At 38.6% G+C, this 26,779-nt stretch carries 22 protein-coding genes; 11 read left to right on the forward strand and 11 right to left on the reverse strand.

Annotation, left to right across the window (positions count from 1 at the left end; translation table 11 throughout):
* The first annotated feature begins 15 nt into the window (after nt 1-15).
* Nucleotides 16-1,170 (forward strand): tetratricopeptide repeat protein, encoded by a 1,155-nt coding sequence (locus tag M9949_06855; protein MCO5251124.1) that lies wholly within the window; start codon nt 16-18, stop codon nt 1,168-1,170.
* Complete coding sequence (locus M9949_06860; GenBank protein MCO5251125.1) at nt 1,167-2,417, forward strand: DUF1343 domain-containing protein; 1,251 nt, start codon at nt 1,167-1,169, stop codon at nt 2,415-2,417. Before M9949_06855 ends, M9949_06860 begins: the two co-directional genes overlap by 4 nt.
* On the opposite strand, the gene M9949_06865 is transcribed toward M9949_06860, so the two are convergent.
* From M9949_06865 to M9949_06880, 4 genes are all read right to left on the reverse strand, one after another.
* Complete coding sequence (locus M9949_06865) at nt 2,411-3,427, reverse strand: tRNA-dihydrouridine synthase (GenBank protein ID MCO5251126.1); 1,017 nt, start codon at nt 3,425-3,427, stop codon at nt 2,411-2,413. The two genes, M9949_06860 and M9949_06865, sit on opposite strands and share 7 nt — an antisense overlap.
* Before the next feature lie 58 nt (nt 3,428-3,485).
* Nucleotides 3,486-4,514, reverse strand: a complete 1,029-nt coding sequence (cydB, locus tag M9949_06870; protein MCO5251127.1) for a cytochrome d ubiquinol oxidase subunit II — start codon at nt 4,512-4,514, stop codon at nt 3,486-3,488.
* The gene (locus M9949_06875) at nt 4,514-5,878 is read right to left on the reverse strand and encodes a cytochrome ubiquinol oxidase subunit I (GenBank protein MCO5251128.1); all 1,365 of its coding nucleotides are present in this window, start codon (nt 5,876-5,878) and stop codon (nt 4,514-4,516) included. The genes cydB and M9949_06875 overlap by 1 nt, the downstream gene beginning before the upstream one ends.
* 95 nt (nt 5,879-5,973) lie before the next feature.
* Nucleotides 5,974-7,002: a flippase-like domain-containing protein gene (locus M9949_06880; protein MCO5251129.1), complete on the reverse strand. Its 1,029-nt coding sequence runs from the start codon at nt 7,000-7,002 to the stop codon at nt 5,974-5,976.
* Nucleotides 7,003-7,186: 184 nt separating this feature from the next.
* On the opposite strand from M9949_06880, the gene M9949_06885 reads away from it, so the two are divergent.
* Nucleotides 7,187-8,779 carry a DEAD/DEAH box helicase gene (locus tag M9949_06885; protein MCO5251130.1) on the forward strand — a complete coding sequence of 531 codons (1,593 nt, stop codon included), beginning with the start codon at nt 7,187-7,189 and terminating at the stop codon, nt 8,777-8,779.
* A 2-nt stretch (nt 8,780-8,781) separates the two neighbouring features.
* On the opposite strand, the gene xseB is transcribed toward M9949_06885, so the two are convergent.
* Both xseB and xseA read right to left on the reverse strand, forming a co-directional pair.
* Nucleotides 8,782-8,976 (reverse strand): exodeoxyribonuclease VII small subunit, encoded by a 195-nt coding sequence (gene xseB / locus M9949_06890; GenBank protein MCO5251131.1) that lies wholly within the window; start codon nt 8,974-8,976, stop codon nt 8,782-8,784.
* A gap of 10 nt (nt 8,977-8,986) precedes the next feature.
* The gene (xseA, locus tag M9949_06895) at nt 8,987-10,198 is read right to left on the reverse strand and encodes an exodeoxyribonuclease VII large subunit (GenBank protein ID MCO5251132.1); all 1,212 of its coding nucleotides are present in this window, start codon (nt 10,196-10,198) and stop codon (nt 8,987-8,989) included.
* A gap of 167 nt (nt 10,199-10,365) precedes the next feature.
* Between xseA and M9949_06900 the strand changes: the two genes are divergently transcribed.
* The gene (locus tag M9949_06900; protein MCO5251133.1) at nt 10,366-12,069 is read left to right on the forward strand and encodes a glutamine--tRNA ligase/YqeY domain fusion protein; all 1,704 of its coding nucleotides are present in this window, start codon (nt 10,366-10,368) and stop codon (nt 12,067-12,069) included.
* A gap of 2 nt (nt 12,070-12,071) precedes the next feature.
* Nucleotides 12,072-12,386 carry a DUF4286 family protein gene (locus M9949_06905; GenBank protein ID MCO5251134.1) on the forward strand — a complete coding sequence of 105 codons (315 nt, stop codon included), beginning with the start codon at nt 12,072-12,074 and terminating at the stop codon, nt 12,384-12,386.
* Here M9949_06905 and M9949_06910 read toward each other — a convergent pair.
* Together M9949_06910 and M9949_06915 are read right to left on the reverse strand one after the other, a co-directional pair.
* Nucleotides 12,379-13,188 (reverse strand): polyphosphate kinase 2 family protein, encoded by an 810-nt coding sequence (locus tag M9949_06910; GenBank protein MCO5251135.1) that lies wholly within the window; start codon nt 13,186-13,188, stop codon nt 12,379-12,381. The genes M9949_06905 and M9949_06910 overlap by 8 nt on opposite strands.
* Before the next feature lie 99 nt (nt 13,189-13,287).
* Entirely contained in the window at nt 13,288-15,291 is a 2,004-nt protein-coding gene (locus tag M9949_06915; protein MCO5251136.1) for a TonB-dependent receptor, read from the reverse strand.
* Between the two features lie 333 nt (nt 15,292-15,624).
* On the opposite strand from M9949_06915, the gene M9949_06920 reads away from it, so the two are divergent.
* A complete protein-coding gene (locus M9949_06920) occupies nt 15,625-16,020 on the forward strand; it encodes a hypothetical protein (GenBank protein ID MCO5251137.1) in 396 nt (131 codons plus the stop codon).
* Nucleotides 16,021-16,022: 2 nt separating this feature from the next.
* Here the strand turns inward: M9949_06920 and ychF are convergent, their stop codons facing one another.
* Nucleotides 16,023-17,132 (reverse strand): redox-regulated ATPase YchF, encoded by a 1,110-nt coding sequence (ychF, locus tag M9949_06925; GenBank protein MCO5251138.1) that lies wholly within the window; start codon nt 17,130-17,132, stop codon nt 16,023-16,025.
* A gap of 119 nt (nt 17,133-17,251) precedes the next feature.
* On the reverse strand, nt 17,252-17,650 hold the full coding sequence (locus M9949_06930; GenBank protein MCO5251139.1) for an OsmC family protein: 399 nt from the start codon (nt 17,648-17,650) through the stop codon (nt 17,252-17,254).
* 94 nt (nt 17,651-17,744) lie between these two features.
* Here M9949_06930 and mltG point away from each other — a divergent pair, with 94 nt between their 5' ends.
* The 5 genes from mltG to M9949_06955 are packed head-to-tail and all read left to right on the forward strand — an operon-like array spanning nt 17,745 to nt 24,827.
* Nucleotides 17,745-18,764: an endolytic transglycosylase MltG gene (mltG, locus tag M9949_06935; protein ID MCO5251140.1), complete on the forward strand. Its 1,020-nt coding sequence runs from the start codon at nt 17,745-17,747 to the stop codon at nt 18,762-18,764.
* A gap of 48 nt (nt 18,765-18,812) precedes the next feature.
* Entirely contained in the window at nt 18,813-20,084 is a 1,272-nt protein-coding gene (locus M9949_06940) for an HlyD family secretion protein (GenBank protein ID MCO5251141.1), read from the forward strand.
* Nucleotides 20,081-21,418, forward strand: coding sequence for an ABC transporter permease (locus tag M9949_06945; protein MCO5251142.1), 1,338 nt, complete (start codon nt 20,081-20,083; stop codon nt 21,416-21,418). Before M9949_06940 ends, M9949_06945 begins: the two co-directional genes overlap by 4 nt.
* Nucleotide 21,419: 1 nt before the next feature.
* Nucleotides 21,420-22,877 carry a TolC family protein gene (locus tag M9949_06950; GenBank protein ID MCO5251143.1) on the forward strand — a complete coding sequence of 486 codons (1,458 nt, stop codon included), beginning with the start codon at nt 21,420-21,422 and terminating at the stop codon, nt 22,875-22,877.
* Nucleotides 22,878-24,827, forward strand: coding sequence for a DUF2723 domain-containing protein (locus tag M9949_06955; GenBank protein ID MCO5251144.1), 1,950 nt, complete (start codon nt 22,878-22,880; stop codon nt 24,825-24,827).
* On the opposite strand, the gene M9949_06960 is transcribed toward M9949_06955, so the two are convergent.
* Nucleotides 24,814-26,778, reverse strand: coding sequence for an ABC-F family ATP-binding cassette domain-containing protein (locus M9949_06960; GenBank protein MCO5251145.1), 1,965 nt, complete (start codon nt 26,776-26,778; stop codon nt 24,814-24,816). The two genes, M9949_06955 and M9949_06960, sit on opposite strands and share 14 nt — an antisense overlap.
* Nucleotide 26,779: the final 1 nt, after the last annotated feature.

Here is a 26,779-nt window from a genome sequence, read left to right on the forward strand (position 1 = left end):
AAAATCTGAATAATTATGAAAACGAAATTTATTGTAATTCTCGCAATCTTTGTATTGAGCAGCACTCAAATGATTTCCCAATGGTCAATCATGCGTTCAGATGCTGATAGTCTGGTACGTCTGGGTACGGGATACATTTATAATGTCGAATTTAGCAAAGCTGAGGAATGCTTCAGACAGGTAAAGGATATATACCCTGAGCATCCTGCGGGATATTTTCTTGATGCAATGGTTGAATGGTGGCGAATAACTTTGGATAGGTCAACAAATCGGCATGACGCAAATTTTGAAAGAAAGATTTCGCAAGTAGTAACAATGTGTGACAAATTGTTGAAGGAAAATCCATCTAATTTGAACGGACTATTTTTCAAAGCCGGTGCAATTGGTTTTCGTGGACGCTATTTTGCTCAAAAAGAAGAATGGATAAAAGCTGCCAGAGATGGGAGCTCTGCGTATAATTTGTTAATCGAATGTTACAAAATTGCACCTCAAAACCATGACATAATGCTTGGAACGGGTATTTACAATTACTTTGCGGTAGCTGTTCCCGAAAAATACCCACTGCTGAAACCGCTGCTCGCTTTTTTACCACGTGGCGATAAGTTGTTAGCCATGCACCAATTACGTGCTGCCGCAAGGAATGCTCGGTATGCGAATATCGAAGCAAAAACTGTGCTTCTACAAATTTATTATTCATTCGAACGAGATAATGATTTCGCACATGCAATGGCTCAGGAATTATTCGAAGCATACCCACAAAATGCATATTTCCACAGATATTTGGGTAGAGTAATAGTACGCAAAGGTCTGACAGATGAGTATGAAAAGATTTGGCGTGAAATTTTGCTAAAATGCATGGACAAAAAATTCGGTTACGACAATCTGACTGCCCGCGAAGCAATGTATTACGTTGGTTTGGCGCTGCTGAAAAAAGGTCGCTATGACCAAGCCTTGAGATATTTTTTGAAATCTGACGAGGGAAATGTCGTGCTCGATAAAGAATCATCGGGATTTCAAGTAAACTCAAATCTGTATATCGGCAATATTTATGATGTGACAGGCAAACGGGACTTGGCACTTCAATATTATCGCAAAGTACTTGCTATGAAGGATTATGAGGATTCCCACAGAAAAGCACAAAATTATATCAATAAGGGATATGGCAAATGATATATTGTCAATTCCGAATTTTGATTTTTTTACTTTTTCTATCAAATTCAGTTGTGGCATGGTCCCAACAAACAACTTTGCCCGGAATTGACGTTCTGCAAGCTGAATCTTTTGCTTCAATCAGTGGCAAAAAGATATTATTGCTGTCGAATAGCTCAGGACGTAACTCAAAGGGGCAATCAACTCTTGAAATACTTTCGAAATCAAACAAATTTGAATTCTTAGGTGTTTTAGCACCTGAACACGGCTACTACACTGCTGTTCCGGCAGGTCAATCAATAAGCGAAGAAACAATTGACGGAATTAAAATATATTCGATTTACGGTTCAACAAAAGAGCCTGATAAAGGCTTGATGAGACATGCCGATGCAATTGTAGTTGATATTCAAGACATCGGAGTTCGCTCTTACACATATATCAGTTCATTGCACCGAACCATGAAAGCCGCAGCACAATCCGGTAAGCAGCTTATTGTACTTGACCGCCCAAACCCAATTGGTGGATTGATTGTGGATGGCAATGTACTCGAGCCAGGAATGGAATCTTTTGTTGGAGTGGTGCAAATCCCTTATATTCATGGATTGACAATCGGCGAATTAGCATTGATGATTAATGAAGAAGGTTGGTTGGGAATTGGAGCTAACAATGAAGCACTGAAATGCGATTTGCAGGTCATCAGAATGTCGGGCTGGCAAAGATGGATGGCATGGGAAGATACAGGTTTGATGTGGTTTCCGACTTCGCCGCATGTCCCAACACCGGATGCCGTCAGAGGATTGGCTTGTTTGGGTATTTATGGCGAAATTGGGCTAATGAGCATCGGAATTGGCTCCACATCGCCTTTTCAATACTTTGGGAGTCCAAGTTTTAATCCCAAAGCAGTTTTGAAAATTCTCGAAAAAGAAAACTTGTTAGGATTGTACTTGTCGCAATCAAGGTTTCAGCCATTTTATGGAATGTATTCAAATAAGAGCATTGAGGCTGTTTTATTACGTTTCGCCCCCAATCAAGATTTTCGACCTTATACTTGGGGATTGAAATTAGTTTTGGCTGCAAGGGAAGTTCATCCCGATTTGTTCAAAAGTGAGACTAAAAGAGCCGGAATTGATATGTTTCACAAGGTAACGGGCACAAAAGATTTATACAATGCGCTTTTCAATAATTTGCCCGATGACGTGGTGCTGAAAATTGCAAATCGCGGAGTTGAAGATTTTTTGCTTCTCCGAAGCAAATATTTTCTTTATTGATTTTCAAAGTCGTAGCCTGTTTCTTGCAGAATTTTATACACATCCTCGCTACTTTCGGTCAACATTAGTTTTTGCCTAATTTCCGATGCACCGTAAAAATCGTAAGTATAAATTTTGAAAAATCTTTTTAAAATCGGGAAGTTCTTTCTCCCTTTCCAAGTTTTCAAGAATAATGAGACGTGATTCCACAAAAGACCTAATTTCTCTTCAGGAGTTCGTTCTATTTGTGGAGAGTTGAAAATCCATGGATTCTTGAAAATCCCTCTGCCAATCATATATCCATCAGCTTTGTATTCATCAAATTTTTGGTGGCAGTCATCAATAGATAGCAAATCGCCATTTCCGATAATCGGAATTTGTGCCTCATTTTTTTTGAGAGTTGCAATGGCTTTTCCCATTTCAGCCCATACGGCAGGATAGTCCGACATCATTTTTTGAGTTCGGCAATGCAATGTAATGCAAGCGGGCTTAGCTTCAATCAGGTGAGACATCCATTCCTCAGTGATATGGCGTTCAACACCTGTGCGCGTTTTGACGCTGACAGGAACCGAAGAACCTTCCTTAGTCGCTGCGATTATTTCCTTTGCCAATTCGGGATATTTGATGAGTTGAGAGCATGAAATATGCTTGACAATCTTTTTCACAGGGCAACCCATGTTAATATCAATACCGTCGAAGTCCATTTCTTCAGAAATTAATTTTGCCGAGCGATAATACTTTTCAGGGTCAGAACCCCAAATTTGAGCAATGATTTTTATATTTTTCTTCTTAAGTATTTGCCTTTCCGTATCGCTTATATGAAGGCGATGAATCACATTGTCTCGCCCTACGGGGTGTAAAAGCCCGTCGGTTGAAGTAAATTCGGCAAATACCGCATGAAGATAGTTTTCATCAGAAATCCCCATAATAAGCTCCCTGAAGACAGTGTCGGTAACGTCTTCCATAGGTGCTAAGGTATAAAAAGGTCGCGGCAAATCAAGCCAGAAGTTATGTCGTTTCGATTCCATCATAGCTTACAAAAATACGAAATAAGCCTCAAATGACGCTAAATCATCTCGAAGCATTAAATCAATAGCTTGTGTTGTCCAATTTCACCTTTCCGCGAAATATCCAATAGATGCTGATTGTATAAGACAAAACAAATGGAATGCCTATCAATGCCATTGTGAACATTACTTCGAGCGTAGTTCGCGATGATGCCGCATTATAAATATTCAAGCTGTATTCGGGAGAAATAGTCGAACTTAGCAAGTTCGGGAATATTCCTATTGCAAAAAGTGCAAGCAGAGCCAAAATACTGAATGATGATGATAAAAAAGCTCTAAATTCTCTACCATGGAAAATTTCTCTCGGAATATTTGCAATCGCAAGCATATTAAATATCGCGATTAGAAAATATTCGGGATGCGATTTTAATATTGAAGCCATTTGCGGCACATAAATGAGAGTTGCCATAGTTGTCGTTACGTAGCAAATCACAAAAAATATGATTGCATTATTGACCCAACCACGAACTAACTTTTGCAAATCACCTTCCGTTTTCATTACCAAGAAAATTGCTCCATGCATCATAAAAAGGGCAACAGTCGTGATACCGACTAAAATTGCATATGGATTAAGCAGGTCAAAAAATGTCATGTAGGCTTCCTTGTCAGCGGCAACCGGAATTCCGATGATGACATTCCCTAATGCAATTCCGAATAAGAGCCCAATCATAATTGATGAAATGCTAAAAGCTATATCCCAAGCCTTTCGCCAAGTAGCGGATTCAACTTTACTCCGAAATTCAATCGCTACAGCTCGAAAGATGATAACCATCAGTATAAGCATTACAGCAAGGTAGAAGCCTGATGTAAAAGTTGCGTAAACGTGAGGGAAAGCGGCGAACAAAGCACCACCGCCTGTTACGAGCCAAACTTCGTTACCATCCCAAAATGGTCCAATGGAATTTAGTGCTATTCTGCGGTCTAAGTCATTTTTGATGAGCAAATGCAATGAACCTACTCCCAAATCAAAACCGTCAAGGATTGCGTATCCCGTGAGCAATACTCCAATCAGCACAAACCATGTTACATTCAAATCCAATCCTTCGTACATTATTGCACCTCCTTCATGGAAACCGAGTCATCTTGTGCTGAAATTAACCTGTAATCATCTGGTCCGTGATGGATTTTCTTATTCAATAAAAATATGAATAATACAAATAACAGTGAATAAATTAGACCAAACATAATAAGAGAAATAAGCACATCGTTGGCAGAAACAGTTTTTGAAAGTGCATCTTTGGTTTTGAGTAAACCATATACAATCCAAGGTTGGCGACCAATTTCAGCAGACATCCAGCCGATTTGATTGCCAATATGAGGCAGCAAAATGCTGAAAACGGCTAAAATCATAAACCACTTTTGTTTGAACAATACACCACGCCACCACAAAAAGAGTCCAAGTGTCGTAAATCCAATAAAAAACATCCCTATTGCAACCATCAAATGATATGTTTGGAAAATAATGTTCACAGGTGGTCTTTCATCTTTGGGAAATTCGTTTAATCCCGTGACAGGTTTCTCGCTATCGAAAAATAGCATATAGGACAACATTCCGGGAATTTTGACTCCGTATGTCTCCTGTTTTTCCTCATCAACCCAACCAAAAAGGTATAAATCGCCGGGAGCAGTTTCATAATGCCCTTCGAATGCAGCAAGTTTGGCAGGTTGGTATTCATATACCTGAACAGCGCTGCTATGCCCGGTAAATAGTTGAAAAAGAGAGGCTACAAAAGCAACAATTAGGGAGATTTTGATGCCTGCTTTGGCAGTTTCGATATGACGATTTTTGATATAAAAATAAGCCGATACGCTTAATACAAGAAAAGCGCCTGCAAGCCAAGCACCGCCAATAGTGTGGGACAGTCTTTCGACACTCGAAGGATTGAATACCATAGCCCAAAAATCAACAATTTCGGCTCTCGCTTCCGTACCTTCCCCTACAATTCTGTGTCCGGCAGGTGTATGCATCCACGAACCGGCAACTACAATCCAAACTGCACTCAAGTGCGCCCCCAGAGTGACCATAATTGTAGAGAAAAAGTGCATTTTAGAAGATACTTTATTCCATCCGAAAACTAATATTGCCAAGAATCCTGATTCCAAGAAAAAGGCGAAAATACCTTCTGCGGCTAAAGCACTACCGAATACATCACCCACAAATCTCGAATATGTTGCCCAATTTGTTCCAAATTCAAATTCCATCACAATACCGGTTGCGACACCAATCCCAAAAATTAAGGCGAAAATCCGAACCCAAAATTTTGTCATTTCTTCATACATTTTGTTTCCGGTTCTCAGATACATGCCCTCCATGATAATGAGCATAACCCCAAGACCTATACTCATAGGCGGATAAATGTAATGAAAACCTATTGTAAAAGCAAATTGCAGGCGAGATAAAAATTCGACATCCATGATTTACTCCATAATACTTAGCATTAGCTTTTAAACTATATTTACAGTTTTATGATACTAAAATAACAATAAAGCATAAATAAAGCCATAAAAAATTAGCTATTAGGAGAACTATTTTCGATTTCGCTGATTCGAATCGTATTAATGCCTTCATAAATCAAGTATATTGCTCCAAGGCAAGATTGGACAAGAAGTGTGATGATATGAATAATCGTTGCGTAAGCAAATGCTTCGTTCGATGTTATTGAATATAAAGTGGTCATAATTGATGCTACAACCAAATGATAAACTCCGACAGCTCCAGGTGTGAAGGCAATTGCAGTTGCAATTCCGGCAAAAACAACTAAAATTATTGAATCTATGAATGAAAGGTGTATCGCAGATTGGAATTGGAATGCAAAAAATACGAGATACATAATCAGGGCATAAGATAGCCAAAGAAGAATCGTGTAGAAAGTCATTTTGAAATAAAAAAGCGGACTTTTCAATGATACAAAACCTTGCACGAAAGCCGACATTGAATCTTCGAACTTATGTGTAAATTTTGCAGGTAATATTGATTTCAGCAAATTCCATATTGGATGGCGAAAGCGATAAATGAAAAATAGCGTGGCAATAACTACTAATACGATGATAAATATACCGAGCGAGCCTTGAAATACGCTATCGAAATTCAGTAATTTGAAAAGTGGTTCGGACAGGAAAACAAGAGAAACTAAAAATAGAATATTTAAAAAGGCGAAATCAACTCCACCTTCGAGTACAGCGGTAGATATTACTGCGGCTGTGGGCAATTTTTCCTTTTTTGCTAAGATAATCGGGCGAGCAAGTTCTCCAAAGCGGAGTGTGAAGCTATTCAGCAGGTGTCCAATCATGATTGCAGAAAATGCATTATGAACTTTTACATCACTCGAAATCGGAGCAAGTATTTCTCGCCATCTTAATGCTCTAATTATATTTGAAGCTATAATTGCAGGAATGGAAAATAAGACCCAGACATAATCGAGACCTTGAAGCTGAATCAACAATTCATCGAAAGCAATTTGCCGAGCCGATAAATATAAACTCAGAGCCAAAATTGCAGTCGCAACAATGTATTTAATAATTCTGTTATCGAATCTCATATATTTTGTATTAATTTATTGACAAATTTAAGGTAAAAATTCCGTAAGTAGAACATTCATTTCACATAATTTGCAGATAATTATTATTATTTAATAATAAATACACTAAAATGCAATATCATCCGTGTCAACATTATCAAAGTAAACAAAAAAGTTTACAGTTTATGATTCTAAAAAAATAAAAATGAATACACCTTTAACATTCGAAGAGCTCGGCTTGTCGGATAACATCCTCCAATCCCTTCATACGAAAGGTTTTGAAACACCCTCACCGATTCAAGAGCAATGTATCCCAATAATCATGGGTGGCGATTATGACTTAGTCGGTCAAGCGCAAACAGGAACAGGTAAGACTGCGGCATTTGGATTGCCAATCTTAGATTTGATAGAAGAAAACGCCAGACGCGTTCAAGCAATTGTACTCGCTCCTACTCGCGAGCTTGCTATGCAAATCTCTGAAGAATTGAACTCATTGAAGGGTTCAAAAAGAGTCGTGATTGCACCAATATACGGTGGTCAATCAATTGACAGGCAAATATCAAAACTCACATCAGGAGTTGACATCATCGTCGGCACACCTGGCAGAGTAATAGATTTGCTGAATCGGAAAGTCATCAAATTGCAACAAATATCATATTTGGTATTGGACGAAGCAGACGAAATGCTCAACATGGGCTTCGTTGATGATGTAGAATTAATCATGAAAACTACAAATTCCGAAAAGCGTACATTCATGTTTTGCGCTACGATGCCAAAAGAAATTTTGGGATTAGCCAAAAAATACATGAACGAATTTAAAACTGTCAAAATCGAAAGCAATCAATTAACAACGATTTTGACTGACCAAATTTACTTCGAAGTAGAAGAATCTGACAAATTGGAAGCACTTTGTAGAATTATTGACTTCGAAATGGACTTCTACGGTTTGATTTTTTGCAGAACGAAACTTGACGTGGACAGAGTTTCCACCAGATTGAACGACCGCGGTTATCAAGCCGAAGCAATTCATGGCGATATTTCCCAATCTCAACGTGAAAAAGTATTGGCACAGTTGAAAAGCAAACGAGTTAATATTTTAGTTGCAACTGACGTTGCAGCCAGAGGTATCGACATTCAAAATCTGACTCACGTTATCAACTATTCACTTCCTCAAGACCCCGAATCATATGTCCACAGAGTTGGTCGTACCGGCAGAGCAGGAAACGAAGGCACGGCAATCACTTTTGTGACAAGACGTGAAGTTCGTAATTTGAGCTTCATCCAAAAGCATTCCAAAACGGACATCCGTAAGGGTAAACTTCCGGGAATCGCAGAAATCATCGAAGCCAAAAAAGATTGGATTATGACTGAAATCGAAACAAAATCTGTCGAAAAACTCGAAAAAATTTACAAAGCATTAGCTAATAAAATCTTAACTTCAATTGACCCCGAAACTGCTTTAGCAACTTTGCTCAAATATACTTTTGCCGATGATTTGGACGTAACGAGTTACAAAGAAATCCGAGAAAGGGAAACTTCTAAACCATCGATTAAAGAGCAAACCAGACTGTTTATTGCCAAAGGCAAAAAAGATGGCATGAGCAAACGTTCAATCGTCAACTTTATAGTGGAAAAAGCAAAAACACGCGAGACAAAAATCTCCAACGTTGAAGTTTTTGATGCATACTCATTTATTACTGTTCCTTTTCAGGAAGCAGAATTTATACTTCGCACATTCAAACGCGAAAAATTTGGCAAAAAACCAATGGTTGTAAAAGCTGAAGAAAGAGATAATTAATTCTAGTCTTCAGTTTCTGCAAATTTGTTCGTTATATCAATTATTTTGAGTTCGGCTTTTTCGAGATACTTCCTGCAATCGGAAGCAAGCGATAAGCCTTCCTCATATAATTTTGTCATTTGGTCGAGAGAAACGTTTCCTTCGTCGAGGATTTCGGATATTTCGTCTATCCGTTTGATTTTATCTTCAAATTTCATATAAATTTATTTATTGGTTTAACTTAACTTCTACTGTTTCATTCTTCCGAATGATTTGGATAGCAGTAAATTGATTCAATGATTGTTCGTTCGTAATGAATGCGTTCCCATCGCTCAACAATGCATAGCCCTTATTCAAAGGTGCTTTGGGGTCGTTAGCTTTGATGACAGAGTACTTGGATTGCAATCCATTCTTTACGAAATCCACTTGCTTCCTGACATCGGTCATCATTGAGTTTGTATTCAGCTTCAAATTCTGCTTCAAAATAGCAATCCTTTCCTGAATCCGCCTAAGCCCTTTGAACGCAAAATCCTTGGTAATCAAATTTCGTGTTTTGTCAACTATTCGATATGCAGCCCTTTGCATAGCCGATACTTTCGCATCAATATGGTACATATAATCTTCGAGCGTGACTGAAGTTACAATCTCGGCTGATGCAGTCGGCGTTGCGGCACGCAAATCAGCTACAAAGTCGGAAATAGTGAAATCGGTTTCATGCCCGACGGCGGAAATAATCGGCTTTTTGGCATTGTAAATTGCATTTGCAACTATCTCCTCATTGTATGCCCAGAGGTCTTCGATAGAACCACCTCCTCTGCCGATAATAATCACATCTAATGGCAAATTGTCCAATTCAGCGATGGCTTTTGCAATGTCTTGTGCCGAGCCTTCACCTTGGACGAGCGTTGGTCGGAAATAAATCGTTGCTAACGGAAATCGCCTTTCGATTGTAGAGATAATATCACGTACTGCAGCACCTGTTGGCGATGTTGACACACCGATTTTCAAAATATTGGCAGGTAGTGTTTTCTTGTGTTCTTGAGCAAAATACCCTTTTTCCTGAAGCTTTTGTTTCAGTGCTTCATATGCCAAAAACAAATCACCTTCTCCGGCAGGCATTACCGTCGATACATCAATCTGATAGCGTCCTTGCGGAGGGTAAACGGTCACTTTGCCTGTTAGCTTTACTTTTAAGCCGTCCTTGAGTTGGAATGATACCGCTTTTCCACGCCACATTACACAGGAAATCGAAGATTGCTCATCTTTAAGTGAGAAATAGCGATGCCCGGAACTATGTGCAGTGAAGTTTGAGACTTCACCCATCACTGAGATTTGCCCAAAATCGCTTTCGAGCACCGAGCGTATTCGGTTAGTCAGTTGACTAACTGTTGGTACCGGAACAGAAGCAGGAGATTCGAAATTTATTCTGGTTAGTTTCATATTATTTTTTTTGTTTTTATCATCTACGAATATATTGATTTAATCTTGAATTTAACTCATCCAAATTTTCCTTTTTGAAACATTTTTGAATTGACTATACTAATAAGCGATAAATGTTTATTTTTGTTGCTTAAGAAATGTAAAAAAAATATATAATTGTGGACATAATGAGCGAAGCAAATATCAGCGAAACACCAAAAGTTGCATCAAACTTTATAAAAGTAATCATAAATGATGATTTGAAAACGAATAAATACGAAGGTAGAGTTCATACGCGTTTTCCGCCCGAACCAAATGGATATCTGCATATTGGACATGCGAAATCTATTTGTCTGAACTTCGGATTGGCTAAAGAATATGCCGGACTGTGCAACTTACGGTTTGACGATACAAATCCCACCAAAGAGGATGTTGAATATGTTGATTCGATTAAAGAGGACGTTCGGTGGCTCGGATTCGATTGGGACGACCGAGAATACTTCGCCTCGGATTATTTCGACAGACTATATGAATTAGCCGAACAATTGATACTGAAGGGCAAAGCTTTTGTGTGCGAATTGACTCAAGAACAGATGCGCCAATACAGAGGCACCTTGACTGAACCCGGCATTAACAGCCCTTACCGCGACAGAGCGATAGATGAAAATATTCAATTATTTCGCAAGATGAAAAATGGCGACTTCCCTGATGGTGCAATGGTTTTGAGGGCAAAAATTGATATGTCATCGCCGAATGTCAATATGCGCGACCCAATTATCTACAGGATTCGTCGGGACCATCATCACCGCACAGGTGACAAATGGTGCATTTACCCAATGTACGATTTCACCCATTGCATTTCCGATTCGATTGAATTTATCACACATTCATTATGTACGCTTGAATTTGAAAATAATCGCCCACTATATGATTGGTTTTTGATTGAGCTTGGACTTTATCGCCCACAGCAAATTGAATTCGCAAGATTGAATCTAAATTATACTGTACTCAGCAAAAGGAAATTGCTCAAATTGGTCGAAGATAACTTCGTGGATGGCTGGGACGACCCCAGAATGCCGACAATTACCGGATTGAGACGTCGCGGATATACTCCCGAAGCCGTAAGGAATTTCGCAGAAATGGTTGGTGTAGCCAAAGCAGACAGCATAGTTGATATGGGTATGTTAGAATTTTCAGTTCGCAAGCATCTTAATTCAACGGCAAATAGAGCAATGGCAGTTTTGAACCCTTTGAAAATCGTGATTACAAATTTCCCCGAAGGTCAGAAAGAGATTTTAGAGGCAGTCAATAATCCTGAAGATGAAAGCAAAGGGGTAAGAAATATTCCTTTTACAAGAGAAATTTACATCGAACGCGAAGATTTCATGGAAGAGCCGCAAAAGAAATTTTTCCGATTGTCACCTGGACGTGAAGTAAGATTGCGTTATGCATACATAATTATGTGCAATGAAGTAATCAAAGACGAGCAAGGCAATATCACAGAATTGCATTGCACTTATGACGCTGAGACTAAAAGCGGTACAAGCTCCGAAACTCGGAAAGTAAAGGCAACTTTGCATTGGGTTTCAGCTTCGGAATGTTTCGATGCTGAGGTACGTTTATATGACAATTTGTTTGTGAAAGAGAATCCAAATTCGGTTGAAGAAGGCAAAGAATTTACAGATAATTTGAATCCTGATTCGCTCAAAATAATCTCAAATTGCAAATTGGAGCCTTCGTTGCGTGATTCAAATTCCGGAGACCGATTCCAATTCGAGCGACTTGGCTATTTTTGTGTAGATTCCAAGCATTCAACATTAGACCATCCCGTTTTTAACAGAATTGTTACTTTGAAAGATACATGGACCAAAATTCAATCAAAGGAGGCTTAATCATGTTTGTATTTACAGTAAGAGTAGAAGTGGAAAAATCCCACGCTGAACAATGGTACAAATATATGACTCAAAAACATATACTTGATGTTCTCGATACAGATTATTTTGAAAAAGCTGAGTTAGAAATAGTATTGTCGGAGAATGATGAAACGAGTCGCTTTGTATCGCGATATTACTTCATTGAGATGGAACTTTATGAGCGCTATCTGACGAAACATGCACCAAAACTCCGCGCCGAACATAACGAATTATTTGGCGACAAAGTCAAAGTCGAACGCACCGTTTCGGAACTCAAAGAATATTGCTTTACTTGATAACCAAACCTGTGTAATTTTGCTTTGGTGTAGGATATTTCATTTTCAGGTCTGTTAATTCGGCAACGAGGATATTTGATATTATCAAATCTCGATACCACTTTTTATTTGCCGGAATAATGTGCCAAGGTGCCCAAGGGGTCGATGTTTTAATTATTACATCGTTATACGCTTCAAGATATTCGCCCCATTTCTCGCGGTCTTTGAAATCATTTGGGTCAATTTTCCAATGCTTATCAGGATTATTGATACGGGATTGCAAACGGCGTCGCTGCTCATCATTGCTAATATGAAGGTAGAATTTGTAAATTGAAGTACCTTCATCAGCAAGCATCTGCTCAAAATCATTAATATGCTTGTAGCGATTTTGCCAAATGGGCTTCGGCATAAGTTTCTGAACGCGAACAATCAAAACATCTTCGTAATGACTTCTGTTGAAAATCACCATTTCGCCTTTTGCGGGAACTCTATTGTGAATTCTCCACAAAAAGTCCCGAGACAGTTCATCATGCGAAGGTGCACCGAAATGAGCAACGTAAACTCCACTGGGATTGACGCTATTGAAAACATTTCGGATTGCTCCATCCTTGCCGCTGGCATCCATCCCTTGGAAAACGATAAGAATTTTGTGTTTCTTTTCGGCGTGTTGTACTTTTTGGAGCTTATCCAATTCTAAGTTGAGCAACTTGATTTCGGCTAAAGCAGTTTCTTTGTCACCCTTGTAAATGTGATGTTCGTCAGCATCCACTTTATTAAGGTCAATGTTGTCACCGGGTTTGACTAAATATTTACTTGTTTTCATCAATTCCTGATGATTTGTAAAAAATACAAAATTAAAAAATAAAAATGGCTGTAACAAATCCAATATTAATTACAGCCGAAATTGTTGGTAATAAATTGTTTACAGACTAAAAGAAATACCTGCTTGAATTGTTCTACCGGGTTCAGGCAATCCACGCTGATATAGTCTATAAGTATCAAATAAATTGTTCGTCCTGACATAAATATCAGCCACGTAGCCTGTCACTTTGAATAAATTATATGAAATTCTGAGATTAAAAATAGTCGAACCATCAACTTTGGCAAATCCACTTTCTTCGGAATTATCGGCTTCGTATTGAGTGCCGGTAGTTTCGGACTCAAGCATGAGTGATATTCCGGAATTGTGAGTATAAATGGCTGACAATCCGCCGAGCAATTCGGGTTTATTGTCGAGATGCTCCAATTCTTTGCCATTGCTCTCGCCTGTTGCGTTCATATAGGTCATAAAGCCGCTTAATTTGACGCTTCTGCTAATTGACCAATCAATCCCAAATTCAGTTCCGATTATATCGGCTTTCCCTACGTTGACTCTCATTCGACGGCGCAATTCATCTTCTTCAGCCGACAAAGTCACTTGGGAGATGAGATTTTCGTAAAAATTCGCAAAGGCAGAAAATTTCAAAGTTATGTCACTAATCGAATAGCCGAGCCCAACTTCTGTCAAAATTCCTGATTCGGGAAGCAAATCGGGGTTGACTTTGAAGCGGTCCAAAGCTCCCGAAAAGGATTCTCTCATTGTAGGGAATCGGGTTCTGCGGCTCAAATTTGCAAAGAGCACCATTTCGCTTGTCAAATCATAATTGGCATTTAAAAATGCTGCATAATCACTCGATGATAGTCCTGCGTATTCGGTAAATAGTCCTGTTTCGGGGGTTTCGTTATAATCATAAGCCGCTCCGACACCGATTTTCAAGTTATTCATTGCAATATTATATTCGATGCCTGCATTCAGCGTGTTCTGGGAAAAATTATCGGGAGACCTTTCGTCAATAATTTCTTCATGTTTGGTATGAAATCCATTTACAACGAAATTAAGATTTTGATTTTCAGTCAATTTTTGAGCAAAAGCAAGTCTGGCACCGATTGTATTGTCTTTGTCATTTTGGATAGAGGTGACGGAATCGAATCTTGTAGAGGTGTAAGTATTGATTTGCTGATGGAAATCATCAAACCACAAAGTTCCTCTTAGGGTTGAATTTCCCGATTTTGAAAACTGATGTTCAAAATTTGAAGCAATTAACATTCTGCTCCATTCCGGGTATCGCCAAAAACGAGCATTTTCAATGTGAGATTCGGGAGCGACGCCCTTTTCACCTGTAATATATAATATCGATACTCCTGCAACCGTCAGCGGGCTGAATTGGTATTCGCCGCGAAGATAGCCGGACATACGCTTTTGGTCTGTGTTTGTTCTGAATTTTGCATCCAAATCTTGGTGGAGCATATTATCAGGAGCATTACCCGGCAAAATGGAACCGCCGGAATTGAAATATGAAACATTTGCAATATAGTTGAAATCGCCAATTCGGGCGTCATGAGTCACATCGAGACTATAAGTTTCGCTATTTGCTCCTTGCAATTTGGCATTCATTCCATAGCCGTCGGAATGTCTTTCAATCGTACTGACCTTAACAATGCCCCCCAAAACATTTGGACCGAACATAATTGAATTGGAATTTTGATTTACCATGATATTACCGATGATTCCTGCGGGCAACATACTCAAGTCGAAACGGTTATCCCAAGGCAAATTCATTGGGACGCCATCAAAAAACAATCCTAATTGACGTTCTCCGGCGCCGCGTAAGAACAACATCGCCTCGCCTCTCGAATTCGTGCGAATCCTTGCTGATGGGATAGATTTTTGAATTTCGGCAAGTGAAAATATATCAGCACGTTGCAATTCGAAGTACTTAATTTCATTGATAGTCGAATTCACAACACTACCAACTTGGCGAGTGGAACCAACATTGATGTCGCCAAGACGATAAATTCTGAGTGTATCTGATTCGATTTCAGCTGCATTTAGATTTGCGAAAAGTACAAAAGGCAGTAACAAACAAACAAATTTATAATTGAACATGAAAAATTTCCAATACCTTGGTAAATGGTTATAAAATTGACATCATAAAAACGTACTTAAATTAACATTATTACTTAGTGCATTGCGTAAACTGAATTTTCAACACTTTTTGTTGAATTTTACTCAGGAATAAAAATGGAAAAATTGTTACAACAAAACACATATAAGGTAATTTTTGCTTATTTTACAAAATATTGAATTGCAATTAATCATATATTTTGAGTGAAATATGCAAAAGTTCAGATTTACGGTTACAGACTATAGACGAATTACGCGTTCAGATGCTATATTTTTTTGTAGCGATGCTACCGATTTTATTTTCTTGTACTATATTTGCTCAAAACTCACAGAGACATATATTTCGTTTTAGCAACATTTGTTGCTGCTATTTTAGTTCTGGCAGTGTATTTCGGAGTTGTTAAATATGCTTTGATTTATGATTCTGAATTTGAGATTGATAAAATTGGAATCAAAGAAAATAATCTCAAAAACGGCAAGGGCTTTGAGTTCAGTTGGGACAAAGTCGAATCAATCAAAATCAGCAACACAAAACATGTTGCGGATGTCCGAGAATATTTGACAATCAAATTTACCAATTCAAAGCATACGATTTCAATTTCCGAAAATGATGATGTTGATACTCGAAATTTATTTCAAAGTTTCAAATCGCAATTAATCGAAAATATGACTAATCAAGGTTATCAAGACAAAATTGAAATCACTGAATAAAATTAGACATTGAATCGGAAATGAATCACATCGCCATCTTTGACGATATATTCCTTGCCTTCGAGACGCATTTTACCGTTTTCTTTCAATTTTGCTTCGGTTTTGAGTTCAAATAAGTCTGTACAATGGTAGATTTCTGCTTTGATAAATCCACGTTCAAAATCACTATGAATGATTCCGGCTGCTTGGGGTGCTTTCATTCCGCGTTTGAAAGTCCAAGCCCTAACTTCCTTCTCACCGGCTGTGAAATAAGTCTGCAAATCCAAAGAATGGTACGCAGCCCTGATTAATTGGTCTAAACCTGATTCTTCGAGTCCGGCAGAATCTAAAAATTCTTTTTGCTCTTCCGGGGATTCAAGTTCAGAAATTTCCGCTTCCAATTTTCCGCAAATTACGATAACGTCTGAACCGTTAGTTTGAGCAAATTGCTTAACAGCCTTGACGTAGTCATTGTCTGCGGCAAGAGATTGCTCGTCAACATTACAGCAATAAATTTGTTGCTTCAATGTAATGAGATTCAAATCTTTCATTGCGAAGAGCTGCTCATCAGTCAAATCCATTTTGCGGACAGGAATTCCGTCAAGCAAATTGTCGGAAACTTTCTGTAAAATCGGTTCGAGAATCTTAGCTCTTTCCGATATTAGTTTATCATTCGAGCGAAGCTGTTTGCCAAGATTTTCAATTCTGCGGCTGATAGATTCGAGGTCAGCAAAAGCTAATTCAATTTCTATTGTTTCAATGTCGCGAATAGGGTCAATTGTAGTTTCGACGTGATGAATATTTTCATCGTCAAAACATCGCACTACATGGATAATAGCACCAACTTGGCGGATACTTCCCAGAAATTGATTGCCTAAGCCCTCCCCTTTTGATGAGCCCCGTACAAGCCCTGCCAAATCAACGAATTCAACTGTAGTCGGGATTGTCTTTTGGGGTTTGATAAGTTCGGTAATCATGAAAAGTCTTTTGTCGGGCACATCAACTGTCCCAAAATTCGGGTCTATAGTGCTAAAGGCATAATTAGATGTTTCGGCTTTTGTTGCTGTTAGAGCCGAGAATATTGTCGTTTTGCCAACATTTGGCAACCCTACAATTCCACAATTTACAGGCATAATTTCTCACTTTGATTCATTCGGAAAGTACAAAAATAACAATATTTACGGCAGCATTTTGAATTTTATTGCTCTAAATAGCAAAAATCCCGTAATTTGAACTTACGGGATTTGAAAAATTATGCTTTGACTACAGTTTCGACCACGAACTCGGGTGGGTCGTAAACTAATTTTTTCACCGAGCAATGATTGACCGCATTGACTAATGCTTGATAATATTCTGCCGGAAACTCAGGTGGAACGTTGATTGCAATCTTAATTTGCGATACTCGACGATTGACTGAATCATATTTAAGGTCTTGGATAAGTTCGATATTATCTGCCGGAATTCCGCGACTATCGCAAAAACCTTTAACGAAGATGCCGCCACAAGTGGCTAAGGAAGCTAAAAATAATTCATAAGGCGATGGTGCAGAAGCGTCTCCACCACCGCTTTGCGGTTGGTCGGTTTGGATGACAAATCCATTTTGTTCGGCATACACTTTTTTGTTGCCCGGAAAGAAAACTCTAATAGACATTTCGATTACTCCAAATTTTATTTGTAATTTTACAGTTGAATTTATTTCAAAAAATTATATTGCTACAAAGCATTACATATTATGACGTGAACATATGAAAAAGATTTCAATTGTATTTTTATTTTTTATTTTACTTGTGGCACTCGCAATATTTTATTTTTATGCTTCGGTGTTGAAACAATCAGTCGAATTCCCTAAAGATGAAATAATCGAAATACCAACAGGAGCGAGCACATCTGCGATTATTTCGGTTTTCAACAGATATGATGCTTTGGAACCGTCATCCTTGTTCAAATTTTACTTTAGATTAGTTGCCCGAAATGAAAAGAAATTTATAAAAGCCGGGTACTATAAATTCGACTCAAGCATGACAAACCAAAGTCTTATTGATGCAATCATGAGCGGTACCCATCAACATAGTTTGAAAATCACATTTCCCGAAGGTTTGACTTATGTTGAAATCGCAGAAATTATCGAAAAGCGAACAAAAATTCCCCAAAAGCGATTTATAGCATTATGCGAAAGCGATTCATTGCTCGAATCTCGCGGAATAGTTGCTAAGAATGTTGAAGGATATTTATTGCCTAATACTTATGATTTCCCGCCATCAGCAAACGAAAGGATGATAATAGACAGACTATTGAACGAATTTGAAAAGTTATGGGACAAGCAAATTGAAAGTAAGAAAGCTAATGTAAATCTTACGAAACATGAAATCATTACTTTAGCCTCAATAATAGAAGCCGAAACCCCAATTGACGCCGAGAAAGCGAAGGTCAGCGGCTTGTATCATAATCGCCTGAAAAAAAATATGCGGCTACAAGCAGACCCAACAGTCCAATATGGACTCGGACAAAAGAAGCGATTACTATATTCTGACCTCGAACATAACAGCAAATATAATACATACAAACACGCGGGATTGCCACCCGGTCCAATCAACAATCCCGGTGCTAAAGCTATATTGGCAGCAGTCGAACCCGAAACTCACAAATATATCTACATGGTAGCGACTCCTGATGATACAGGTTGGCACAATTTTTCGGATACATATTCAGAGCATTTGATTTTTGTAAACCAATATCGAAAGTGGTTCAAAAATCGAAATAAATAATGCTTAACTTGCATTGAAACTGATTTGAAAGTAATTCGTATTATAAAAATGAAAAAAATCATAATTACAATTGTTGTTTTAGCGTTAGTTGGCGCTGCCGTTTGGGCGTATTTCAACTTTTTCCAAGCAGTTGCAACCGAATATGTAACTGTCAAACCAATTTATGGCGAATTCCTGTCACTTGCTACTACTACCGGAGAATTGCGAGCCAAGAACAGTATGGAAATTCGCGGTCCTCAACATGCCCGTTCAGTAGGAATCTGGCAAATGAAAATCACCAAAATTGTTGAGGAAGGCACCATAGTGAAAGAAGGCGATTTTGTAGCCGAATTGGATAAATCCGAAATAATGACAAAAATCAAAGATATTCAGCTCAATATTCAAAAAAATGAGTCACAATTTTTGCAATCAAAATTGGATAGTTCATTGACTTTGTCCAGTGCGCGTGATGAATTGGAAAATTTGAAATTCAATATGGAAGAGAAGAAGTTGCTTATGGAACAATCAAAATACGAAGCTCCATCCATCATCCGACAAGCCGAGATTGATTATGAAAGAATCCAAAGGAATTTCACACAATCACAGAAAAATTACCAAACAAAAGTAAAACAATCTATTGCCAAAATCAATGTAATTTATACCGATTTAGTCAAAGAGCAACAAAAATTGCATCAATATAATGATGTTTTAAGCCAATTTACGATACTTGCACCGGCAGAAGGGATGGTGATATACGCTCGAGAATGGAGCGGAAGACGCAAAGTGGTCGGCTCAACGGTTGATGCCTGGTACCCGATTGTTGCAACATTGCCCGACCTGACGATTATGGAATCCGTCACTTACGTGAATGAAGTAGATATTCAGAAAATCAAAGAAAAGCAACCCGTGAAAATCAGCTTGGATGCCAATCCCGACAAGAGAATCACCGGAAAAGTAGTCAAAGTCGCAAATATTGGCGAACAAAAAAGTGGCTCGAACGCAAAAGTTTTTGAAGTAGTAATTGAACTTAGCGAAACGGACTCTTCGCTCCTTCCGGCAATGACCACAAGCAATGAAATTTTGATTGACAAATTGGACAAGGCTCTCTACATTCCACTTGAAGGATTGCACACGGAAGATAATATTGATAAAGAAAAAGTCTATTTTGTGTATAAAAAGGAAAAGAGCAAAATCGTCAAACAAGAAGTCAAAATTGGGATTATGAATCAAAATGAAGTGGTGATTGAATCAGGCTTGACTGCCGACGATGAAATTTTACTTAGCGAACCAGCCGAAAAATCTGAATTGGAATTAATTACTATTGCAAAAAATAAGAAATGATTAAACATTTCGGATATAATTTCAGAATAGCTACCGAAGCTATTATCCAGAATAAGTTACGCTCCGTACTTACATCCTTGGGTATAATTTTCGGTGTTTCATCGGTAATTGCAATGCTTGCAATTGGTAGCGGAGCCGAACAAGCAATCCTCGAAAAGATGAAACTTTTAGGGACAAATAATATTATCATCGTACCATTAGACAGAGAAAAACAACAGGAGATTTCCGATGAAAGCGAGGAGAATAGTGATAAGAAAGAAAGCACAAGTGGAAAATTCACTCCCGGGTTGACATTGAACGATTTAGAGGCAATCACAAAAATCGTCAAATCTGTAACATATGCAAGCCCGGAAATCATATACGAAACAGATGCAATGCATTCGAGTTTAAGTACGAAAATCAAATTAGTCGGCATTTTGCCCGAATATTTCAAAATCAATAACTTCTCGCTTAACAAAGGCAACCCTCTCCAAGAAAGCAATTATAAATTCGCAGAAAACGTTTGTATAATAGGCTACAGCCTGAAAACGAGACTCTTCCCGACTGATGATCCAATCGGCAAATTTGTAAAATGTGGCGAACATTGGTTGAAAGTAGTCGGGATAATGGACGAGCGCAGTATGTCCAAAGAAAATATTCAGAGTTTGAATATTCGCGATTATAATCTTGATATTTATATCCCAATCAACACCATGCTTCTGAGATATATAAATCGTTCTTTAGTTACCAAGCAAGATTTTATAAGAGAACGTGGAAATGAAAATGCTAAAATTGACCCCAATTATCACCAAGTTGACCGCGCTATTATTCATTTTGCGGATTCGGAAGAAATCAATAAATCAGTTGAAATCATAGAGCGATTATTGCTGCGCCGACATAATGGAGTTAAAGATTTCGATATCGTAGTGCCGGAATTACTTTTGCAACAAGAACAAAGTACAAAACGCATCTTCAATATCGTGCTTGGAGCAATAGCGTCAATTTCGTTGATTGTAGGCGGAATTGGAATCATGAATATCATGCTTGCATCTGTAATGGAACGCACGAAGGAAATTGGCATACGCAAAGCTGTCGGAGCTCGCAGGTCGGATATTTTGACGCAATTTTTATTGGAAGCAGTTGCGATTAGTATGACCGGTGGAGTAATTGGAATAGTTGTGGGCGTCGCAGCAGGGGTATTAATTGAAATGCTTACAGGAATCACAACTATTATCACCCCCGAATCAGTTTTCTTATCATTTTTTGTTTCGATATCAGTGGGCTTGATTTTCGGGATAACACCTGCTCGCCGAGCATCAAAACAAAACCCAATCGAACTCTTGAGGTATGAATAAAATGCAAAAATTTTTGATTTTAATATTTTTATTATTCAGTGGATTTAAGGCTTATAGTATCGAATTTACATTGGATGAGTGTATAACATTTGCTCAGAGAAATAGTATTGATGCACGAAAAGCAATGAACTCCTTTCTGGCTCGGACTAATCGCTCCCAAGCATTTTACGCTGATTTTTATCCACAGTTGAATTTGAATGCATCATTTCCCGGAGTTTACAGAGAAATCAATCAGATTATTCAGCCCGACGGCTCAACTTTATTTCGTGAGCAGAGCCAACTATTCACTTCAGGTGCACTGACATTATCCCAAAAAATCCCATTTCTCAATTCCGAATTATCTATTGCAAGTGGCATAACCAAACTTGATGTCTATCAAACTAATGATTATACGCTATGGCGGAGCACACCGTTCCAAGTAACATACCGACAACCGCTATTCAGGTACAATTCTATGACTTGGGAAAGGAAAATCCGTGAACTGATGGATTCCAAATCCGACGATGAGTTCAACCAGGAAATGGAAGATATTGCAATCAATGTCACCCGTAAATTTTTTGATTTGTACTTGTCCGAGATGAATTTGAAAAATTCCGAACAAAACGTAGCTGTAAATGATACTTTGTTCAGACTTTCCGAAGGAAGGTTTTCGGTAGGGAAAATCGCCGAAAATGATTTGCTCCAAAGCGAACTTGCATTGTTGAATGCTAATAATTCTTTTAGCAGTGCTGAATTGGAATACCGAAGAACATTGGACGAATTGAAAATTACAATTGGATATACAGGAAGCGATAAAATCAGTATAATTCCGCCAAAAGACATTCCGCAAATAGACATTTCGCCGGACGAAGCCGTAAGATATGCTGTGATGAACAACCCTCGAATAATTGACCTTGAAATAAGAAATCAAGAGGCTGATATGGCATTGCAACGAGCCGAAAGCAATAACAGAATAAATGCGGACATTTTTGCTTCATTTGGTTTGAATCAAGCTGCAGGACAATTTGATATGATATACAGGGATTTGCTCGATAGGCAACGGTTCGACGTCACGATTCAATTGCCAATTTTCACTTGGGGTAAAGGTTCCGGAACAATCGAAGCTGCATTGCAAGACAAAAACCGAATAATTTCGGATAGCGAATTGCAAAGGATGAATTTTGAAACTGAAGTAAGATATCTGACTGAGAGGTTGAATCAGCTAAGGCGTCAAGTCGAAATTTCCACAAAAGCAGATACAATTGCAGCACGTAGATTCGACGTAGCAAAGAATCGTTATATAATCGGCAAAATTGATTTGAATTCTTTTTTTATTGCCCAAAGCGAGAAGGACATGGCGTTTCGAGCATTAGTGCAAAATTTGCAAAGTTTTTGGCTTGCATTTTATAATGTAAGAAAGTTAACTTTGTATGATTTCGCAATGCAAAAACGAATAAACTATGTTTTGGAAAGAAGGTAAATGAAATTAAATTACAATTTTGCTGTGGCAATCGTATTTTTTGTTGCGATTGTAGTATATTTTGGTACTGTGACACCATCGGTCACTTTTACAGATAGTGGCGAACTTGCCGGAGCTTGCTCTTCGCTCGGGATAGCACACCCAACCGGCTATCCCCTATTTACAATACTCGGGTACTTATGGACATTGCTCCCATTGCCTATGTCAAACGTTTATAAACTGAATTTACTTGCTTCACTCTGGACAGCATTATCAGCTGTGGTTTTCTTTGCATGGATTCGCGACTTATCTACACATCTATGTAGGGAAATCAAACGCGAGCAAATCAACAAAAAGAAGAAAATCAAACCTGAATATGTGAGCTTACTGTCCGATGAAGATTTGATAAACAAACTTTCCGCAGTATTGGCGATTTCATATGCTTTTGCATTGACAATTTGGGCACAAGCAGTGGCAATCGAAGTTTATTCGCTTCAAATGTTGATATTTAATCTACTCATATTCGTGCTTTTGCGTTCGTATATAAATGTATCCGGCAATTTCTACCTATTGGCTACAGCTTTTATGTTCGGGCTTGGATTTGCAAATCATATGACAACTGTGCTTTTAGTTCCCGGCGGAATACTACTTTTTTATAGTATTTTCAAAGAACGCAAAACGCATCATACATCTGCCAAAAGCGAGAATGACACCCAACATAAACAACTCAGTTTCAGTTCGCTCATAGCGTATATGGGGGCGCTGTTTATCTCCGGATTGGCATTATATATATACTTACCTTTGCGAAGTGCTGCATTGCCGACATTTAATTGGGGATGGGTGCATCGCAGTTTCGACAAATTCCTATATCACACTCAAGGTAAGCAATACCAAGGTTGGATGTTTTCGGATTTGGATGCTTTTTTTGCAAATCTTGGCGAGTTCATTCAAGATTTACCTTTTCAATTTGGGATTATAGGCTTGATTTTGGTTTTCATGGGCTTCTTCATGGTTCGCAAAACTAACATGCGAGCAGTCTATATCTTCTTTGCGGTTAATGTTTTAGCATGTATAATTTACGCATCTAATTATTCAATTCACGACATCGAGGCATATTACGCATTGGCTATAATTTCATTATTCCCATTTGCAATCGTTGCTTCGGCAGATTTGCTCAGAAGGAACAGAAATTTTGTATATGCACTGCTACTTATTCCAATTATAAATATTGCACTTAACCTCAAAACTAATGACAAGTCGGGCGATGTATTGGTTCACGAATACACTACAACTTTGGTAAACGGCTTAGATAAAGATGCTATCATTATCTCTGCTCAATGGGACTTCTGGAATTCTGCATTCATCTATTTCCGGGAAATCGAAGGAATGCGGAATGATGTTTGGTGGATTGGCAAAGAGCTAATGCGTCGTACTTGGTATCCACTGCAATTGCAACAATGGCACCCGACAATTTTCGATGATGCCGAAAATGAGCTGAAATCATATTCAAATGACCTTGAACTCTTCGAGTCCGGGCTTCCACCGAATTCTTATCCGTTCATTCAGCAAAATTTCGTGGCATTGTTCAGAAAGATAATTGAATCCAATATTGACAAAAGACCCGTATATATCACCTTAGACATTTTGAGAACTGAGGAAGATATGATTCGTGGCTACGAAGTTGTACCCGAAGGACTTGCCATAAGGCTATATCGCGTCGGTACAGTACCCAAAGATATACAATTCGAGATTCCGGATTTGAATCGTTTCATCGAATCGTCAAAAGTCACGGAGGGTTCGATTGGTCATTCATTAGTCGAAGTTGTGTCTCATTCCATATTTAGCTTGGGTCAATTTGAATCGCTATACCAACGTATGGATAATGCCAAAAAGGCTTATGAGCATGCTTTGAAAATTAATCCAAACAACCCTGATGCTCAAAAAGCCTTAGCCAATCTTAATTCTCGTTGATTTCGTTCTGCAATGTTTCTTGATTTTGGCTCAAATTAGACCATGACTCCATACATTGATTCAAGCGTTTAGCGAATGAATCATATTCGGAGCGTGCTTTGGAATATTTTTGCTTATTATTGCAAAATTCTGCGTCGTTAAATAGTGCATCGTACTTTTGCATGTTTTCCTCCAAATCCGCAATCTCTTTTTCAAGAGCAGCGATTTGTTTGACTATTTTACCTAAATCTCGTTGCATCTCTTTACGCTTTTCACGGCGTAATTGTGAGCCTGAGGCTTTGTCTTCAGATGGAGTGTCATCATTTTTGTTTGACGGAGAATCCGATTTTATCAAATTCAAGTCTCCGATTTCCGTCTTTGTCAAGTAATAGTCAATATCTCCGGGATATTCCTTAACGTTGCGGTTTTTGAATTCAAAAGTTTTATCGGTCAAACCTTCGAGAAATTCACGGTCATGGGATACAACTATCAAAGTGCCTTCGTAATCCATCAATGCAGATTTCAAAACGTCCTTGGTTAACATGTCCAAGTGATTTGTTGGCTCATCGAGAATCAGCAAATTACTCGGAGTGAGCAATAATTTAGCCAATGCCAGACGGGATTTCTCGCCACCTGAGAGAACTTTTACGCGTTTGTAAATATCATCGCCACTGAATAGGAAAGCACCTAATAAATGACGAACCTGAGTACGCATCTCCCCTGTGGCAGCATTGTCAATAATTTCAAAAACGGTGCTGTCACCCGAAAGCATAGTTGCTTGATGCTGTGCATAGTAACCTGTAACTACACTCTCGCCGATTTTTACGTTGCCTTCGAAGCTCTCGATACCGGCAATAATACGCGAAAAAGTAGATTTACCTTCACCATTTTTCCCAACAAAAGCAGCTCTCTCCCCTCTTTCCAACGCAAAATCAACACCTTTCAATACGTTCAATTCATCGTAACTTTTCGAAAGATTTGTCACTTCGACAACAAGTCTGCCGGAACGCGGTGGAGTAGGAAATCGAATATTAACCGTAGATGTATCAACATCTTCCAATTGAACAACGGTCATCTTTTCCAATTTTTTGACACGAGATTGAACGCGAGAAGCAAGCGAAGCTTTTGAGCGGAATCTTTCCACAAATCGTTCGATTTGAGCTATTTCGCGCTCTTGATTGCGTAATGTAGCGACTTCACTTTGGCGTTGTTCGTCTCGCTTCATCATGAAATCACTATATTTATACGGCATGTCGTAAACTCTTTGGTTTGTGATTTCGATTGTGCGATTTGTGATGTTATCTAAAAATTTTCTATCATGGGAAACCAGAATCACGGAGCCGACATAGTTTTTGAGAAACAACTCTAGCCAACGAATTGATTCGATATCTAAGTGATTCGTAGGCTCATCGAGCAAGATACAATCAGGCTTGTTGATTAGGATTTTGGCGAGTTCGATACGCATTTGCCATCCACCGGAAAACTCGGTAACTAATCGATTCAAATCTTTGCGTGTGAAGCCAAGCCCGATCAAAATCATTTCGACATCGCCTTGTGCTGAATGAGACTCAAGAATTTTAAGCCTTTCGCTCAGATGCGACATAGTCTCAAGAAGTTCAAAATATTCCTCAGATTCATAATCAGTCCTATTTGATACTTCTTCAGTCAATTTTTCAAAATCTGATTCGCTCGATTTGATTTCTGTCAGTGCAGATTCGGCTTCTTCCAAAACCGTGACGTCAGAATGAATCTGCGGGTCTTGGGACAAATAGCCGACTTTGAAATAACTTGGGAAAATAATCCTGCCGGCTGAAGGTTCTTCGTAACCCGACAAAATTTTCATCAAAGTAGATTTGCCTGAACCGTTACGACCAATCAAGCCGATTTTGTCGCGAGAGTTGACAACAAAACTCACATTATCGAATAATGTTCTGCCGCCAAAGTGAATACCAATATTGTTACATGAAATCATT

The organism is Candidatus Kapaibacterium sp., from assembly GCA_023957315.1.
Lineage (GTDB): Bacteria > Bacteroidota > Ignavibacteria > Kapaibacteriales > UBA2268 > PGYU01.

What these genes read in the sequence shown, in the direction of transcription:
- M9949_06855 (MCO5251124.1), top strand. Translation starts at nt 16, where the DNA reads ATGAAAACGAAATTTATTGTAATTCTCGCAATCTTTGTATTGAGCAGC.
- M9949_06860 (MCO5251125.1), top strand. Translation starts at nt 1,167, where the DNA reads ATGATATATTGTCAATTCCGAATTTTGATTTTTTTACTTTTTCTATCA.
- M9949_06865 (MCO5251126.1), bottom strand. Translation starts at nt 3,427, where the DNA reads ATGATGGAATCGAAACGACATAACTTCTGGCTTGATTTGCCGCGACCT.
- cydB (MCO5251127.1), bottom strand. Translation starts at nt 4,514, where the DNA reads ATGTACGAAGGATTGGATTTGAATGTAACATGGTTTGTGCTGATTGGA.
- M9949_06875 (MCO5251128.1), bottom strand. Translation starts at nt 5,878, where the DNA reads ATGGATGTCGAATTTTTATCTCGCCTGCAATTTGCTTTTACAATAGGT.
- M9949_06880 (MCO5251129.1), bottom strand. Translation starts at nt 7,002, where the DNA reads ATGAGATTCGATAACAGAATTATTAAATACATTGTTGCGACTGCAATT.
- M9949_06885 (MCO5251130.1), top strand. Translation starts at nt 7,187, where the DNA reads ATGAATACACCTTTAACATTCGAAGAGCTCGGCTTGTCGGATAACATC.
- xseB (MCO5251131.1), bottom strand. Translation starts at nt 8,976, where the DNA reads ATGAAATTTGAAGATAAAATCAAACGGATAGACGAAATATCCGAAATC.
- xseA (MCO5251132.1), bottom strand. Translation starts at nt 10,198, where the DNA reads ATGAAACTAACCAGAATAAATTTCGAATCTCCTGCTTCTGTTCCGGTA.
- M9949_06900 (MCO5251133.1), top strand. Translation starts at nt 10,366, where the DNA reads ATGAGCGAAGCAAATATCAGCGAAACACCAAAAGTTGCATCAAACTTT.
- M9949_06905 (MCO5251134.1), top strand. Translation starts at nt 12,072, where the DNA reads ATGTTTGTATTTACAGTAAGAGTAGAAGTGGAAAAATCCCACGCTGAA.
- M9949_06910 (MCO5251135.1), bottom strand. Translation starts at nt 13,188, where the DNA reads ATGAAAACAAGTAAATATTTAGTCAAACCCGGTGACAACATTGACCTT.
- M9949_06915 (MCO5251136.1), bottom strand. Translation starts at nt 15,291, where the DNA reads ATGTTCAATTATAAATTTGTTTGTTTGTTACTGCCTTTTGTACTTTTC.
- ychF (MCO5251138.1), bottom strand. Translation starts at nt 17,132, where the DNA reads ATGCCTGTAAATTGTGGAATTGTAGGGTTGCCAAATGTTGGCAAAACG.
- M9949_06930 (MCO5251139.1), bottom strand. Translation starts at nt 17,650, where the DNA reads ATGTCTATTAGAGTTTTCTTTCCGGGCAACAAAAAAGTGTATGCCGAA.
- mltG (MCO5251140.1), top strand. Translation starts at nt 17,745, where the DNA reads ATGAAAAAGATTTCAATTGTATTTTTATTTTTTATTTTACTTGTGGCA.
- M9949_06940 (MCO5251141.1), top strand. Translation starts at nt 18,813, where the DNA reads ATGAAAAAAATCATAATTACAATTGTTGTTTTAGCGTTAGTTGGCGCT.
- M9949_06945 (MCO5251142.1), top strand. Translation starts at nt 20,081, where the DNA reads ATGATTAAACATTTCGGATATAATTTCAGAATAGCTACCGAAGCTATT.
- M9949_06950 (MCO5251143.1), top strand. Translation starts at nt 21,420, where the DNA reads ATGCAAAAATTTTTGATTTTAATATTTTTATTATTCAGTGGATTTAAG.
- M9949_06955 (MCO5251144.1), top strand. Translation starts at nt 22,878, where the DNA reads ATGAAATTAAATTACAATTTTGCTGTGGCAATCGTATTTTTTGTTGCG.
- M9949_06960 (MCO5251145.1), bottom strand. Translation starts at nt 26,778, where the DNA reads ATGATTTCATGTAACAATATTGGTATTCACTTTGGCGGCAGAACATTA.